The sequence below is a fragment of the Desnuesiella massiliensis genome (assembly GCF_001403615.1).
Classification (GTDB): domain Bacteria; phylum Bacillota; class Clostridia; order Clostridiales; family Clostridiaceae; genus Desnuesiella; species Desnuesiella massiliensis.
In genome coordinates this window covers 516871-534979 of sequence record NZ_LN879455.1, presented here as the reverse complement: position 1 = coordinate 534979, position 18109 = coordinate 516871, and the positions used below count along the sequence as shown (strand labels likewise).

The 18109-nt window shown below is 32.4% G+C and carries 7 protein-coding genes and 1 riboswitch; of the genes, 1 reads left to right on the top strand and 6 read right to left on the bottom strand.

What is annotated here, in order from left to right; translation table 11 throughout:
- Positions 1-31: 31 nt before the first annotated feature.
- The 5 genes from BN2665_RS09175 to BN2665_RS09155 form a co-directional block, all read right to left on the bottom strand.
- Positions 32-8857, bottom strand: coding sequence for a glycoside hydrolase family 94 protein (locus BN2665_RS09175; RefSeq protein ID WP_055666806.1), 8826 nt, complete (start codon positions 8855-8857; stop codon positions 32-34).
- A gap of 132 nt (positions 8858-8989) precedes the next feature.
- Positions 8990-11473, bottom strand: a complete 2484-nt coding sequence (locus tag BN2665_RS09170) for a S8 family peptidase (protein ID WP_055666805.1) — start codon at positions 11471-11473, stop codon at positions 8990-8992.
- A 126-nt stretch (positions 11474-11599) separates the two neighbouring features.
- Positions 11600-12901: a M18 family aminopeptidase gene (locus BN2665_RS09165; protein ID WP_055666804.1), complete on the bottom strand. Its 1302-nt coding sequence runs from the start codon at positions 12899-12901 to the stop codon at positions 11600-11602.
- 277 nt (positions 12902-13178) lie between these two features.
- Positions 13179-14477, bottom strand: coding sequence for a diaminopimelate decarboxylase (gene lysA / locus BN2665_RS09160; RefSeq protein ID WP_055666803.1), 1299 nt, complete (start codon positions 14475-14477; stop codon positions 13179-13181).
- Between the two features lie 14 nt (positions 14478-14491).
- Positions 14492-15691 carry an aspartate kinase gene (locus BN2665_RS09155; protein ID WP_055666802.1) on the bottom strand — a complete coding sequence of 400 codons (1200 nt, stop codon included), beginning with the start codon at positions 15689-15691 and terminating at the stop codon, positions 14492-14494.
- Positions 15692-15822: 131 nt separating this feature from the next.
- A riboswitch (Lysine riboswitch) is annotated at positions 15823-15997 on the bottom strand.
- A gap of 161 nt (positions 15998-16158) precedes the next feature.
- Here BN2665_RS09155 and BN2665_RS09150 point away from each other — a divergent pair.
- Positions 16159-17340, top strand: a complete 1182-nt coding sequence (locus BN2665_RS09150; RefSeq protein WP_055666801.1) for a cation diffusion facilitator family transporter — start codon at positions 16159-16161, stop codon at positions 17338-17340.
- A gap of 30 nt (positions 17341-17370) precedes the next feature.
- Here BN2665_RS09150 and BN2665_RS09145 read toward each other — a convergent pair whose 3' ends face one another.
- The gene (locus BN2665_RS09145; RefSeq protein WP_055666800.1) at positions 17371-18060 is read right to left on the bottom strand and encodes a recombinase zinc ribbon domain-containing protein; all 690 of its coding nucleotides are present in this window, start codon (positions 18058-18060) and stop codon (positions 17371-17373) included.
- Positions 18061-18109 lie beyond the last annotated feature (49 nt).

Genomic DNA, 18109 nt, shown 5'->3' with positions numbered 1-18109 from the left:
AGAGAAGGCTTATATTTTGCCTTCTCTATTTTTATATTACTATATTTACATCATACTGTCCTTTTTGGTGGAAAGGAATGATATTTTCTTTTAGTTCCTCTCCATTTATCTTTATTGATTTCTCTTCTCCTCTGATAACCTTTATATTATATACAGCTTCTCCTTTTCTATAAATTATTTCATACTCATTCCAATGGTCTGGTATACAAGGTTCTATGGAAAATCCCTTACCACCTTGTAGCTTTAGTCCTAATATAGCTTCTATTCCCACTCTATACATCCATCCAGAAGCACCAGTATACCAACTCCAACCTCCTCTTCCACCGTGAGGTTCCCTAGCATATACATCAGCACACATTACATAGGGCTCAACTTTATATCTTTCACATTCCAGGGTAGATAGTGTATGATTTATAGGATTTATCATATTAAACAGTTCCCAAGCTCTATTGTTTTTACCTAGCTTAGCCATAGCTAATATCACCCATATAGCAGCATGAGTATACTGACCTCCATTTTCTCTTACGCCAGGCACATAACCTTTTATATATCCAGGCTCTAGCTTAGAATTATTAAAAGCTGGATATAACAAGAGAATCATTCCCTTATCTTCTCTTATTAAATATTTTTCTACGGATTCCATAGCTTCCTTAACTCTACTACCTTTTCCAGCTTCAGAAATTATAGCCCAGCTTTGAGATAGGGAATCAATTTGACATTCATCATTTTCTATGGAACCTAGAGGAGTTCCATCATCAAAATAGGCTCTTCTGTACCATCCACCATCCCAAGCATATTTCTCTAGATTATCCTTTATATATTCCTTCATTTCCTTAAATTTCTTTTCTTTCTCAATATCGCTTTTATATGAGCATAGCTCTATAAAGCTATCTAATATATCATATAAAAACCATCCTAACCAAACACTTTCTCCCTTCCCTTCATTACCAACGGTGCTCATTCCATCATTCCAGTCTCCACTTCCCATCAAAGGAATGTTATGTTCACCAAATGTTAATGCCCTATCCAAGGTCTTGACACAATGTTCATATATACTTCCTTCCTTATTAGATTGACCTACTACATTATATCTTTCATCTTCTCCTTCTTTTAAAGGCTCATCCTCCAAATAAGGTACTACTTCATCCAATATACTATAATCACCAGTATTCTTAATATAGTCTAAGGTAGTATAAGGAAGCCATAATAAATCGTCGCTAAATCTAGTTCTGATTCCACTATTTACTACTGGATGCCACCAATGCTGTACATCCCCTTCTACATACTGTCTCGAAGCACTTCTTAATATCTGGTTTTTAGTAAACTCTGGATCAATAAATCCTATAGCCATAGAATCCTGAAGCTGATCTCTAAAGCCATAGGCTCCTCCTGATTGATAAAATGCGGTTCTAGCCCAATATCTACAAGATAGAGTCTGATACATCAGCCATCCATTTAACATTAAATCCATTGTTTTATCTGGAGTTTTTACTTGTATGGTTCCCAGCAAATTTCTCCAATAAGCCTTACTCTCTTCAAGTTTTTTTTCTACAAAGCTAATATCTCCATATTGGTTTAAAATCATTTTAATATGCTCTAAATCCTCATGCTGTCCTAAAGCTATGATTAATGTTTTTTCTTCTTCTGGTTCTAAAGTTATTTTTGAACACTGAGCCATACAAGGATCAAATCCAGCACCACAGGCATTTGAAAGCTTCTCTTTCCTCATAGCTAGAGCATAGGATAAAATTCCTCCCCGGCCTATGAACTCCTTCCTGTTTCCTGTAAAGCTTTCTTCCTGACCTCCTGATATTTTAAGATAAGCTTTTAAATTTCCAAAATGCTCACTATAGGGGTTCTTGGAATAAATAAATCCTTGAGCCTTCTCTATATAAGTACTTATATATTGTGAACTTTGTTCCGGCACTACCCCTAAAGCTAATCTTGCAAAATAAGTAACAGAAAGCTTTCTCTTTCTTAGGGAATTATTCTTTAACTTTACTCTTATGAGCTTTACATTCTCTGCTATGGGTACAAACATGGTCATAATGCCCTGTATATCTTTATTTTCATGACTAAAATTAGAATAACCAAAGCCATGCTCAATAATATATTGACCACTATTTCTTATGGGCTTAGGAGAAATACTCCAAAATTCTCCATCCTCTTCATCTCTTAAAAATAAGGCTTCACCCATTTCATCAGTGATAGGATCATTATTCCAAGGAGTTATCTTATTTTCTCTACTATTTTTACACCAAGTATAAGCAGAACCTGTTTCAGATACATGAAAACCAAAGTCCCCATTAGATATTACGTTAATCCAAGGGGCAGGAGTATTTTTAAAGTTGTTTAGAACCATAACGTAATTATTACTTTTTACATCAAAGCCACCTAATCCATTAAAATACTGAAGTTGTGATATATCATAAAATGGTGCTTTACCGATTCCGCTTGAACTAGAAATATTATAGCTATTCATTATCTCACTGCCTAGTTCTAAGGCAAAGCTGCGCTTCTTCCACTTTAAAGGTATATTGCCCTCCATTTCCCTATTCCATAGACTCTTTGTCTTTAAAGCTATAGTAGCTTCTCTAGCATAAGCGTATTGTTCATCATGATTTATGTTTCTTATATAGCTAACAACTTTATTTTTATTTTCCTCATCTATAAGTTCTTCTTCTTTCTTTTCTAGATTTACTTTTTCCTCTTCATCCTTCTTAATTTGCTCTACTAGAGAACCTTTTTTACTATCTATAACTAACCTGGCTATGGCGAATAATAAACTTTTAATTTCCTCTCCTAAACTAGCCTTGTTATGGACGAAAATTCCTCCTGGTTTATTCTGTTTGTCTCTTGCCCCTGAGGAAAATATTAAATCTCTTATGGAATCCTGCAAGGGTTGAGTATAGTTAGCATTTTGTTCATTTAATATAACCAAATCAAACTTTAAACCCTTAAGAGAGAGATACTCATGACCTCCTATGACCTGTCTAACTAAATCAACATCCTTTTCTTCCTGCACTACTAAAAGTACTATAGGTAAGTCTCCTGAAATTCCGTAAGGCCATAGATGTTTCTGATATCTTTCAATATTCTGTATATATTTATCTCGCTCTTTCACAAAGGCATTAAGAAATATTATTCTAGAAGCCATAAATTGGTACAGATTCGCTTGAGTAGACCTTATTCCTAAGTAATTCAGCTCTACCTGAGTATGATTTAATGATGCTTCAAACACCCTATTTACATTCTGAATTTCTTTATATTTTTGAGCTAATTCTATAACCTTCTCCCTTGAATCTGCTAAAGCTGTTGCAAAACTTAACCTACAGGTCTCGCCAGGTTTTATCTTAACTCTTTTTCTTAAGCTTATTATAGGATCTAATACAGCTCCTACAGTGTTTTGAAGAGGAGCATCGTTATCCATTACAAGAGGATTAGATTTATTTCTGTTTCTACCTATAAAGTTTATTCTACTGGTCTCATACTGCAATGGCCCTACTGCTTCGCCCTCTATGGATACTACCTGCATTATGTGCGGTTTACTTTGACCCTTGGCTCGAGGTCTTCTACTCGCTATAACACAATTTTTTTCTTCTATATATTCGGTACTTATAAATAAATTACTAAAAGTAGGATGCACAATATCTGCATTATAGGGTGCTAGAGTAACCTCCATGTAACTGGTAACCTCTATTACTCTGGCATGATCACTTTGATTGGTAAGAGAAATCCTCCTCACTTCTGTATCGTCCTCATTAGAAACGGCAACCTCCATCTCTGTTAATAGGTTACCATCCTTCCTTTTAAAAGTGATCTTATCTAAAGCAAAAATAGCTTCGTAAGATTCTCCCTCATTTTTGCAAGGCTCATAAGTGGCACTCCAATATTCATTAGAATTAATATTTTTTATATAAAAGAACATTCCATTACTATCCTCTGTAACATCTTCTCGCCATCTATAGATAGTCATATTGTCTTTTTTACTATATCCACTGCCACTATTAGATAGCATTAAAGAATAGGATCCATTAGATAAAAGCTGCACCTCAGGTATCTCAGTGCTAACACTAGCATAGCTTCTTACAATCATAGGCTGCTTATCTGCTTTATGCTGACCTAGTGTAAATCTCTGCTCCCTGTCGTAGACTACATTCTTTGGTACTTTTTCTTGAAGCAATAATTCAGAAGCTTTTACTTCTGGTATCCTATGGAATCTTTCTTGAAGTACATTATTATTTAGAACATTATTTAAGGTCATTAAGCTCATGCCTTGATGATGAACCATAAAGCATTTTACTAAGGCTCTATTAACTCCCTTAGGAATTCTATCTTTTGTGTAATCTATAGCTTCATATAATCCATACCTACCTGATGCTCCATCTTTTACAAACTCTTTTATATTTCTTATAGCATCCTTATTATTTACCTGCAAAGTCATCACCGTAGCATAAGGAGCTACTACCAGTTCATCAGATAATCCCCTTTTCAGTCCAATACCAGGCACTCCAAAGGCTTTATATTGATAGTTTAAATTAATGTCAAAATGATAAAAAGCTGATTCTGAAATTCCCCAAGGTATCCTTCGTTCCTTTGCATATTTCTTTTGCCCTTCTAGTACAGAGTAATAGGTAGTATTCAATAAGGTATCAGGATAGCTTTTCATTATAAGTAAAGGCATAAAGTACTCAAACATAGTTCCACTCCAAGATACTAATCCTTTACTACCATTCATATAAGTCATAGCCCTGCCTAATTTAAACCAATGCTTCTGCTCCACTTCACCTTTTGCTATGGCTATATAACTGGCAGCCCTTGCTTCTGAAGCTAATAGATCATAATAATTGTTACCTAAAGTATCCTTTTCAATATCATAACCTATAGAAAATAATTCTCTACTTTGGTCATAGAGTACCGTAAAGTCAGTGTTATCACTTAAAGTATTTAAAGCTTCAATTAATTTTTTTGTTCTATTTAATAGTTTATCTATATATTTAATACTGTTTTCCATAAGATTTAATATCTCTATACTATGCTCTAAACCTGAGGAATGCTTTGATATTAGCTCTTCTATTTCCTTAGTCAAACGGTTTAAGGGTACTTCTCTAGCTAAGGTTTTTAAAGAGGAATATAAATCTTCGTATCCTTCCTTCAAATCAATGGAATCGGTCCATGGAAAAATATTTTGCAATTCCTTTATTCTATTATTAACCATAGACTTTATTTTTAAATTCCAGTAAATATTACCCTTAGGATTTAATCTTTCAATATCTTTTACCTTGCTTCTTAAATTCATAAGCAATTTTTTATATTGCGTTAAATTCATATTTTTATTTTCTAATATAGACTTTATCTCTTCGTCATAATAATTTACTTCTTCTAATTCATCCTTAGCTAAATGTATAGTATCTAACATTCCTTCAATATATACATTCCTCAAAATAGGGCTATTCATATATTCCCTTAGTGCTTCTGCCACCACCCATAGATAACCTACTAAGTTTCCGCTATCCACTGTAGAAACATATCGTGGAAATAAAGGTTCTTTGCTAATGGTATCATACCAATTATATAAATGTCCTTTATATTTAGTTAACCCTTCTACACTTTCCACAATATTTTCTAATCTCTCTATATTTTCTTCTATACCTATGTAACCTAGGTCATAGGCTATGATATTGGAAATGAGTCCCATACCTACGTTAGTGGGAGAAGTTCTGGTGGCTAACCCATTAGGCGGATCCTCTTGAAAGTTATCTGGTGCCAGCCAATTATTTTCTTCATTTACAAAATCCTCAAAGTAGGCCCAAGTTCTTCTGCTTAAGTCCTTTAATAGCAAGGCATCCTTATATGATAATTCTGCTCTTTTATAACTTATATCCTTGCTTACATAATAAGCTGTAAAAGGACTTAAAAACCAAATTATACAAGAAGGCAAGAAGGTTAATGATAGAGAAGCTTCTATATTAAAAGCCAAAAATAGAATTAGTACTGCTATAGCACTCCCCCACCACATAGTTCTAATATAATTAGAAAGCTTCTTTCCACTGCTGGCCTCTACATCCGCCGCGGTCTGCCATTCTAACAAATTCTTTTTGCTTATAAAAAGTCTATATAATGTTCTTATAATAGCATCAAGCATCATATAGCTTTGATAAGGTATAAAAGAAAATATTAAAAATAGCTGCTCTGCTACAATTTTAAAATTAGATATCCTTCCTGTTAGCGCAATACCTCTCATAGGAGATACCACATTTTCAGATACATCAAAGAGTATAGGTGTTGCTATAGATAAATAAGCTATGGTTATCCATAGTCCTAGATTTCCAGGCAAAACACTCAAAGATAAAAGGATTAATATTATTATGGAAGGTGTTAATAAGCTTCTTCTTAAATTATCGATAATCTTCCACTTTGATAAAATATTTAAAGGTGACTTTTTAAAAAGCCAAGGTAATAGCTGCCAATCTCCTCTAACCCATCGGTGTAATCTTAAAGAACTTGCATTATAATAAGCTGGATATCCATCTACCAATTCTATATCCGTAGCTAAGGCGCATCTTACATAGCTTCCTTCTAATAAGTCATGACTAAGCACCGAATTCTCTGGTATCTCGTTCTTTAACATATAATTAAATATATCTACATCGTAAATACCCTTCCCTGTAAATATACCTTCTCCAAATAGATCCTGATAAGTATCAGAAATAGCCATGGTATACATATCAATTCCAGTTTCTCCTGAGAATATCTTTGCAAATAATGTCCTATTAGCTGCTAAGGTTCCTACAGTAACTCTAGGTTGAATTAGTCCATATCCTCTAACTACTCTTTTATAATCTCCATTTTTTAATATATAGGCTTTATTTAAAATGTGAGCAATGGCTCCAATAAGTTTTTTAGCACCATCTCTTGGCAGCTCTGTATCTGCATCAAGGGTAATTATATACTTAACTTTGCTTAAGCTATCTACATTGCCACTTATTACATCATAGCTAGTGTTCTTATCTCCTCTAAGTAAAGCATTGAACTCCATTAATTTTCCTCTTTTTCTTTCCCAGCCTAACCAAACACCTTGTTTTTCATTAAATTTTCTATACCTATTAAAAAAATAGAATATTTCTTTCCCCTCTTCACCATACTTTTTATTTAGCCTCTTAATCTCACTTAAAGCACAGGCAATTATACTTTCATCCTTTTCTTCTTTTTCTTTAGAGCTATCTTTAAAATCACCAAGTAATGAAAAATAAAGATTCTTTTCTTTATTAGCTAAATAATATATTTCTAAATCTTCCATGAGTTCTTTAACTCTTTCTTCATTATTGAGTAAGGTAGGTATAACTACCATGGTACTAAATTTTTCTGGAATTCCGTGCTTAAGCTCTAACTTTGGAACAAATCTAGGACTAAGCAATCTATTTATACTCCAGTTTAAAATAGATATAACAATTTCACTAGTTGGTATTAATAATGCAATTATGGCTAGAACATAATACCATATATTTACCTGTAATCCATTAATTACTTGAAGGCTTATTACTAAGGACTCTAAAAACAAAATTCCTAAAGCTATACTGCCTAAGTAAAAGGTCAAGGAATATCTTTTAATATAAGAATTAATGTTAAATCTATCTTGGGTGTTTAAAGCTTTCTTTAATGTCCTTTCTCCCTCATCTACAATATAATAACCTATGTGAGCCTTATAAGGCTCTTTACTAGAATTTGCTTCGCCAGCAGCACATCCCAATGCCTTTTTGGCGATAGTAATCTCTTCTATGTTTAGAGCTCTAGATAACTCCTCAATCTTATGTCTATAATAATCCCTTGATTCAAAATCCATATCTTTGTAAATATCGTAGGGATCTTTTCTTAATATTTGCTCTACATAGCTTAAAGTTTCAAAGCTTTTATTCCAATCTAAAGCATCTATGGCCCTTAGGGAGGTAATGCTATTTCCCATAGAAATCTGAAAATTAGATTCCATTACATGTTCATTAGCTATAATGTGATCCAAATCCTTATGAATAGAGTCTATTCCTCTATTTATCCACTCATATACCTTACCATTATCTAATGCATTATCTCTTAAAATTTTAACAAGCCTTTCAATAAATTCAGGAGTAAAATCTATTTTTTCTGTTTCCATTATCTTTAGTTCTTCCCCTAGCTTTTTTTCACTATAGGCCTTTATTAACCTATCTCCAATGACTTCTGCCTTAAACTTTTCTTTCTGAGCATACTTTATCTTTTGGGAGATATTGCTTATATTTTGTATTAATGCCATCCTAAGCATCAAGGGTAAAGCCCATAACTCACCCATAGTCAAAGGAGCATTCTTTTCATAAGCTTTTATAAAGCTTTCTATAGTTTCTTCATCCATTATTCCGTCCCTATGAGTCACTAGTTCTACGGCTATGTAATATACTCTAGGGTAGCCCTTCATTATTCCCTTATCTATTACAGGTAAGTTTTTATAATAGCTAGAAGGCATATTGTACTTTATAGTCTTATATTCCTTTTCTATCAAATATAGATTATCCATCATCCATTCAGCTGCACCAAGAATTTCTCTGTTATCCTTAGAAGCTTTGTCAATATATTCATAACTATCAATAATAGCTTTATAATTATTATCTAAATTTTTAATTATCCTTCTTTTACTGTTTCTTTTAGAAACAGCTGAATAATAGGTTGATATATGAGCTGCATGTTTTTCTAAATTCTCTTTGCTTATATATACATTGGGTATCTCTTCTAATAGGTTTTCTTCTTCTTTCATATTCGATGACTTCATAGAGTATGTATATACTAAAATTACTAATAAAGCTATTAAACTTATGTATATATATATCATTGTATTCACTCCTATCATAAGTTTGGTACATTTTAACGTGCCTAATTAGTATTTCCATGAAAAATAAAAAATATGAACTCTATAAAAAAATTGCGATATATTTTTTAAAATAAAAAACACATCGCAATTCTACTAAATTTTATTCTTTTTATATAAGTATAGTCCTAATAAGCTTATTATTGCTCCTATTGATATAAGAACTTTCATATCTATTATGCTGCCAGTCCTAGCTAAAGAATCCCCTGTAGGATAAATGCTCTTATCAACTTTTGAACCACTCTCACCCTCTTCTTTGATTTCTTTCTCTTTAATCATGTTTATAGTTATTTCTTTTAAATTATGAGCTATATCTTTAGCCTGCACCGATATTGCATTATTACCTGACACTAATTTAGCTTCAGGTACTTCAAAATAGAATTCGTCCTCTTCTGACAATTTTAACTCCTTCCATGAATCATCCGTATTAGCTAGCTTCCATTGCAGAGAGATGAGCTTTTCAAATCCCATCTTATCAATTAATATAAATTTGTGTTTAAGCATCAGATCCTCTATTTTGCCCTTCACCTTATATCCTTCAGTGCTAATAGAAATTTCTGGGGCACTATTGTCGATAATGCCTATAGTGTTACCTCCCACCTCTGTAGTTCTGCTTTTGTTATAGGCTAAGGCCTTAAAGGAATAAACTCCATCCTTCAAAGCATTATTTTTTATATCTCTTCCTTGCCAAGCAATACTTCCCAATCCTTTTGGTATATTTTCTCCTTCATATATAGGCATTTTTTCGCTGCTTTTAGAAAATATATTCTCAGCCTCTATAAATAATCTATCTATATTATTAGGTAAATAATAGTAGATATTGTTATTTTCTTGCTTTGCTAAAGAAAATATACGCTGCTCTAAATAAAGATCTGTGATAATAGGATAATTATTAGGTTCTACTAATATTATAAAGGGTATGATTTTTGTATCATTTTCAGAAGAAAAAATTATATTGCCAGAATATATACCTTTAGCCATAGTTGTATCCACTTTTGCCTTTATGGTAATATTCTCTTGAGAATTATTTTTTACCGTAATGCTTTTAGGTACTGCTAGCTCCATACCTTCAGATTTTCCATTAAAACTGCCACTAATGTTATACTCTTTAGATTCATTAGAAGTATTTTTTACACTTAAAACCCTCTCAACTTCTAACTTTCCTTCTTTTGCATTTAATAAACCAAAACTTAAATTATTAGGACTTATAAAAATATCAGCATTGATGGCCTTCTCTACATCAATAAATCCAGATCCCTGTATATAAGCTGGATATAAAACACCTTCTTCATCATAAAGCAGTTTAGCATTATTAGCTATAGCTTCCTTTATCTGCTGCGGAGTCCATGCTGGATGGGCTTGTTTAATTAAAGCTGCTACTCCTGATATGTAAGGAGCTGCCATACTTGTCCCAGTTTCTTTTTTATATCTTGATTCATCTACTTCCTGAGGAACTGTACTTAATATATCTGTACCTGGTGCCACTATATCTGGTTTAAGCCCCCATAATCCCTTAGTAGGTCCTTGAGAACTATCATAAAACACTTTTCTTCCCCATTTATTTTTAATATGTACCCTTTCTTTTGAAGCCATATTAAATAGACTCTCATAATCCTTATCCTTTACAAAGGCTATTGGAAAGTCCAGTGATTCAAATATCCTAAAACTATCTGCCTCTTCATTTTTGGTACTTACAATTACCCCCAAAACCCCTTTGCCTTTAAAATTCCTAAATATGTCTTCTGCCTCATAAAAATTTTTCGCTTCTAATAAAATAATCTTATTTTTAATACTTTCTTCAACTATGTTAGAGGAATCTGTTAAAGTAACTATAGAAGCATCATTAATCTCATCAAAGCTTTTAGACTCTCTTAATAACTGTAAATTTATACTCTGCCCACTTTGAACTCCAGTAATATGAGGAGTCAATATATTATCTGTAGCATTGCCTACTGAAATGACTTCTGGTAAAGAAGCTACATCCTTTACAGTCCATGGTCCTGGACCATAATTTCCATTAGCCTTAACTACTACCACGCCTTTCTTCACAGTCTCTCTGATAGCATCTGCTACATCGCCTTCTGGTATATCATGCTCCGTTCTTAAGGATAGATTTATTATTTCTGCTCCTTCTTCTGTTGCTTTCTTTATGGCAGAAATAATATTTTTATCTGTTTTACTTCCATCCTTTTCAACTACTCTATAAACCAATAAAGAAGCTTCTGGTGCTACTCCTTTAATTTTACCATTTGCAGCAATAATTCCTGACACGTGAGTTCCATGCCCATTTCTCAAATCTCCATCCCTATAGATAGGTTTGTTTTCTACAAAATCATAGCCTCCAACAATATTACCTTTTAAATCCGGATGGTCTATTTCGACTCCACTATCTATTACAGCTACTTTTATGCCTTTTCCTGTGTAATTAACTTTATAGTTATTTTTATTTAAACTCTCTACAGCTAATACTTTTTTAGCCTTAGAGCTAACATATCTATTTTCAGCTAAATTTAGACTCATAATATTAAAAATGCTAACACAAAGTACAGTATTAATCATAAACTTTTTGTATCTCTTCACTTTCTTTTCCTCCTGTATTCCCCCTCAAAAATCTAAGTATCTTATTTAATTATATTCTATATATTAGAATCAATAGTTAAAAAATGTTTACAAAAAAAGAAGGCTTATCAAAAGCCCCCCTAAATATTATAGTTTATAAAACTCTTCAAAGGATTTGGTTACATAGTAGTGATCCATAACTCCACCTAATTCCCTCACTGAATGCATGGCAAGGATTGGAGTTCCCATATCTACGGATCTTATATCTAAATGAGTAGAGGAAATAGGTCCTATAGTAGAGCCTCCTCTTAAGTCTGAACGATTAACAAATTTTTGTACTGGTACTTCTGCCTTTTTGCAGATTTCTTCATAAACTGCTGAGGAATTGCTGTCAGAAGTATAGCTTTGATTTGCACTTATCTTTATAACTGGCCCTTTATTTATTAAAGGTCTATTTACAGGATCGTGCTTTTCTCCTACATTAGGATGCACTGCATGAGCTAAGTCTGCAGAAATCATAAAGGATTTAGCTAAAGCTCTAAAGAAAGCTTCTCTATCCTTTCCTAAGGAAAGAACTATTCTTTCTAATATGTTAGATAATAATTGAGAATCTGCCCCTTGTTTTGTGGCACTTCCTACTTCTTCATTATCAAAGCATACCATTACATTAGTAGCTAAATTTGCCTTTGTATTTATTAAAGCAGTAATACCTGCATGAACCATAGATAAGTCATCTAATCTTGAAGATGATATAAATTCCTTATTCAATCCTATTATACTGCCTTTTTCAAATTCATATAAGAATAAATCAAAATCAATTATATCCTCTGCCTTAACATTTAACTCCTCTGCTATAGTATTTAAAAGATATTTATCCTTCTCTAAACTTTCGTTAACTAAGGACAATAGAGGTAAGGTATCCTTTTGTCTATTTAATTCCACTCCAGAGTTTACATCTCTATTCATATGTATTGCTAGATTAGGAATAATAAGTATTGGCTTATTTATATTCATTAACTTAGTTTCTGGATATAATGGATTTTCAGTTCTTAAAACTACTCTACCTGCTATGGCTAAGGGTCTATCTAACCAAGTATTAAGAATAGGACCTCCATATACCTCTGTATTTAATCTTACATAGGTATTTTCAGAAATCATTTCTGGACGTGGCTTTATTCTAAAGGTTGGTGAATCTGTATGAGCTCCAATTAATTTAAAACCGTGATCTTCTACTTCACCCTTTCCTAAATTAAAGGCGATAATGGCGGAATCATTCTTAGTAACATAGTACTTTCCACCTTTTTTTATGGTCCAATTCTCCGCTTCCTTTAATTCTTTAAAGCCTTTAGCTTCAAGGATTGCCTTAACCTTTTCTACCGCATGAAAAGCTGTAGGGCTTTCGTATAAAAAATCTATAAGGTCTTGAGCTAATTGTAATTCTTTTGCCATCTTTTAATACCCCCTCAGTATTTATAGGGAAACAAAGTTAAAACTTATGTTGTTTCTCTACATATATAATTTTTAACACTTTAATTATATCATTATTTTAATATAATTTTTACTATTTTATTTATTAATTATACTACCTTAAGTATCCAGTAAATTGAAAAAAATATGATGCACGACTATAATAACGATAAGGAGGTTAGATAAAAAAAGAAAACTTACATTTAAGATAAAAGGGAATATTGAATAAACAAAAAAACAGAGTCCCAAAAGGACTCTATTATAAAGCTAATTCATTTCTAATGATATCTTCATAAGTCTCTCTCCTGCAGATCACTCTAGAGGTTCCATTCTTCACACTAACCACTGGAGCTTTAGGTATCTTATTATAATTACTGGACATAGAATAACAGTAAGCTCCTGTGGATAACACGGCCAGTATATCTCCCTGCTCTACCTCTGGTATTCTTATATCACTCATTAGGACATCTCCGGACTCACAGCACTTACCGGATATTGTCACTTTATCATTAGATGTTCTTTCAGCTTTGTTTGCTATGAAGCATTCATATTCTGCATTATATAAGGAAGGTCTTATATTATCAGTCATCCCTCCATCTACGGAAACATATTTTCTTATATTAGGAATTTCTTTTATTGCTCCTACAGTGTATAATGTGATGCCGGCATTTCCTACTATAGAACGACCAGGCTCTATTACTAATTTAGGTATTTCTAGCCCTAAACTTTTTGAGGTATGGTAAACTCTATTTAAAATCACTTCACAAAAACTTTCTATGGTTTTAGGGGTATCTCCTTCTTTATAGTATATCCCAAACCCTCCTCCAAGATTGAGCTCTAATATTGGATAATTCAACTTATCTTTAATATCTTTAACTAGATTTATCATTATATCCGCTTCTTCTTCATAAGCTTTAGTTTCAAAGATCTGAGAACCTATATGGCAATGCAACCCTACTAAATTTATATTGGAAAGTTCTAGAGCTTTTTTAATTACATTCATAGCATTGTTTTCTAATATAGTAAATCCAAATTTTGAGTCTACCTGTCCAGTTTTTATATAGCTATGAGTGTGGGCCTCAATGCCTGGTGTAATTCTTAATAATATGTCCTGAGCCCTTCCTTGTTTTTCCGCTAGGTCATTTATAATGTTCAACTCGGATAAATTATCCACTACAAATCGCCCTACTCCTAATTTTACTCCCATGCTTATCTCTTCATAGGTTTTATTATTTCCGTGGAAATAAACTCTTTCCATGGGAAAACCACTCTTATAAGCAGTATATAATTCTCCTCCAGATACTACATCTAAATTTAGCCCCTCTTCTTTTATTATTTGACACATGGCTAGGGTTAAAAAAGCTTTCCCAGCGTAAGCCACCTTATTTCCATACTCTTCTACCTTAAAAGCCTTATAGTATCTTCTGCAATTGCTTCTTATATATTCTTCATCTATAACAAAAAGGGGAGTACCATATTCCTTAACTAAATCTAGGGTATTATTTCCGCCTATATATAAATTATTATCTATTATCTCCATAGATCCTAATAGCTTCATTTTTAATCCTCCTATTAAAGGTTGAACTCTTCTGCCATAAGCTCAATAGCCTTCATTTTATCTTCTTTCTTAATTGAACAAGTAATTCTTATTTCTGAAGTAGTTATCATCTTTACTGTTATATTATTTTCTTTAAATACTTTAAACATTCTAGCAGCTACGCCTGAGGTAGATTTCATACCTATTCCTACTATTGAAAATTTAGTAATATCTGTATCCATAGAAATATTGTTTTCTTCTATAAAGTTTAACAGTATACTTCTACACTCATTTAAATCATCCTTAGGTACAGTAAAGGATACATTAACCTTATTATTAAAAGGAGCGGTTTGACTTATCATATCTATATTAATTTTATTGCTTCCAAGGGTATCAAAAATATCTGCTAAAATATTTATATCTACTGCCAATTCCTTTAAAGTAACTGATATATCATCATCACTAGTTGCTACTCCTGTTACTGGTTTACCCTCCATATTCATATTATTAACCTCCTTGATAATTGTTCCTTTAATATCACTATTGCTCAATCCCACATATATTGGTATTCTATATTTTTGCCCTAATTCAATAGATCTTGAGTGCATTACCTGAGCTCCTAAGCTGGCTAGTTCTAGCATCTCTTCATAATCTATGCTATCTAATTTTTTTGCATTTTTATAAAGTCTTGGATCTACATTATATATACCATCTACATCTGTATAAATTTCACAGATACCCTTCACTTTTACTGCAATAGCTACTGCTGTCGTATCTGAACCACCTCTTCCTAGGGTAGTTATATCTCCATCCTCATTAATTCCTTGGAAGCCTGCTACTATTACTATTTTATCTTCATCAAGACTATCCTTAATTTTTGTTTCATTTATATCATCGATTAAAGACTTACCATAATTCCCCGTAGTTTTTATTCCTAACTGATAAGCTGTATAGCTTACTGCATCATATCCTAAGGCTTTAATAGCCATGGCCAGTAAAGAGCTTGATACCATTTCTCCAGTAGATAATAAAGCATCTAATTCTCTTTTGTCTGGATTATCTGTTATAGCCTTAGCTAGATTGATCAAATCGTCTGTGGCATCTCCCATAGCCGAAACCACCACAACTACCTTATCTCCCTTTTCCCTTCTGCTAATTATGGTTTGAGCTACCTTCCTAATTTTCTCAGTGGTTCCTACAGAACTACCACCATATTTTTGAATTACTATTGCCATAATACTCACCTCAAAAACTTACTTAAATCTCATTAAATTTCAATATTCCAAATAATTCTAAAATAAAAAATACGTAGCAAAGGAACACCTTCACTACGTATCATATAAACATATATATATACATAATGGTGTACCTTTGTAGCTCTCCACTATAACAAACTATAATGACAGTCTCTCATATATTTTATGAAAAACCAGGAAAATCCTCTGCCGATTCAATCCCTTCGGCCATAATTCCTTTTTCTATTGATCTTAGCCTACCGACTCCTAATAGATACTCTTAATTACAGCACCTCTACCCTAGGTTACCTGAAATATTTAATTTTAATTAATAATTTAAATTTATTAATCATAATATACTTAATTATTTTAACAATGTCAATAATATTTTTATATGTTAAAATAGAAACCTATTGCATACTATGTTATAATGTAAAAATATATAAAATTTAAAGGATGTGTTTTCCATGCTATCTAAGCTTCTAGTTCATAAATTTATAAAAGATTATGATAAAGTAGATGAAGAAAAAGTAAGGAGTTCTTATGGATTTTTAGGTGGAATAGTTGGAATAATAGTAAATATAACATTATTTATCATAAAGCTCTCTGTAGGAATGATATCTAAAAGTATAGCTGTTACAGCAGACGCTTTTAACAATTTATCCGATGCAGCTTCTTCTGTCATAACCATTCTAGGTTTTAAGCTGTCAAACATGCCCGCTGATGAGGAGCATCCCTTTGGTCATGGTAGAATAGAGTACATCTCAGCTCTTATTGTGGCTTTTATGGTTATGCTGGTAGGATTTCAGTTTGTAAAATCCTCATTTACAAGAATAATTAATCCTGAACCTGTTAACTTTGAATTGATTCCCTTCATACTCATAGTGATTTCTATTAGCTTTAAGATATGGCTAAGTCGCTTCAACAAATTTGTAGGTGAGTCTATCAATTCTTCTGCCTTAAAGGCGGCTTCCTTCGATGCCTTAGGAGATGTGATAACCTCAAGCACTGTAGCTTTATCTCTTCTGATATCTAGATGGACTACTTTTCCTATAGATGGATACATAGGTATTATAGTAGCCTGTGTAATACTATATTCTGGCTTCTCCTTAGTAAAGGAAACTCTTAATCCCTTACTAGGAAGTGCTCCAGATAAGGAATTAGTAGATAAAATTAAAAATGGAGTTCTTAGCTATGAGCATATAAGTGGAGTTCATGATTTAATAATACATAATTATGGTCCTGGAAGGTGTATGGCTTCTATACATGCAGAGGTTCCTTGTAATATTTCCATAGTGAAGATACACGATATCATAGATAAAGCAGAAAAAGAGCTATCGGAAAGCTTTAGAATACATCTTGTTATCCATATGGATCCTATATCCGTAGATGATAAAGAAATTGTTAAAACGCAACAGCAGCTTACTGAAATAATAAACAGCTTTTCCATAATAAAATCCATGCATGATTTCAGAGTGGTAGGTGAAGGTGAGCATAAAAATTTAATATTTGATATAGTGGTAGACTCTAGTAGAAGAGGAAAGGAAATAGAAGATGAAGTTCTAAAGAGTGATATTTGCAAAAGAGTGAAGGAAATCTATCCTGGCTATAACTGTGTAATAACTATAGATAATGACTTTATGCATTAAGCTCAAAAGGGATGAAGGCTTAAATAACCTTCACCCCTTTTTTAGAGATGACTTAATTTCAAAATCTTTGTATGTAATATAAATATATCTTTCTTTTTTCATTATATTATTTTCAGCTATTTCAACTTTATGGACAATATTCTCTAGCATAAAAATAAATAATCCCTCTTCTCTTTCATAGTCCTTAATAAAATTTCTTATTAGATTTTTTCTATCTTCAGCATACTCCTTTATTGAGTTTATCTCCAAAAGCCTTTTTTGCAGCTCTAATTTTTTTATTCCTTCCATAAGCAATTTTCTATTATGGTAATAACCCGTCTCTGTTATTGCTTTACGGACAAGGTCTATGTTTAAACAAAATAATCTTTTCTTAATTTTTGATACCTCTTCATCAATTTTTTTATATTCCTGTGACAAGCTATTCTCTAATAAATTATTAAAATAATAATCATATATTCTCTGTAAAACACCTATATTCTCTTCCTTTATTATAAAGGATTTTATCTCTGCTTTAAGCTCTTTAATTAGAAGTTTATAGCTTATCATATGACTTGTACACCTCTTTCTTACATAGGAGGAGCATCTTAGATACACATAGATTTTATTATTAGATCTGGCACTGCATTTTGTCATATTCTTGCCGCAGCTCTTACATTTTACTTTTCCTAAAAGGAGTTTATAGTAAGGATCCATACTATTTGTATCTCTTTCTTCAGTCATAAAAAAATCTCCCTTCTATCTTCCATAAGCTTATCTTATGAAAGATAGA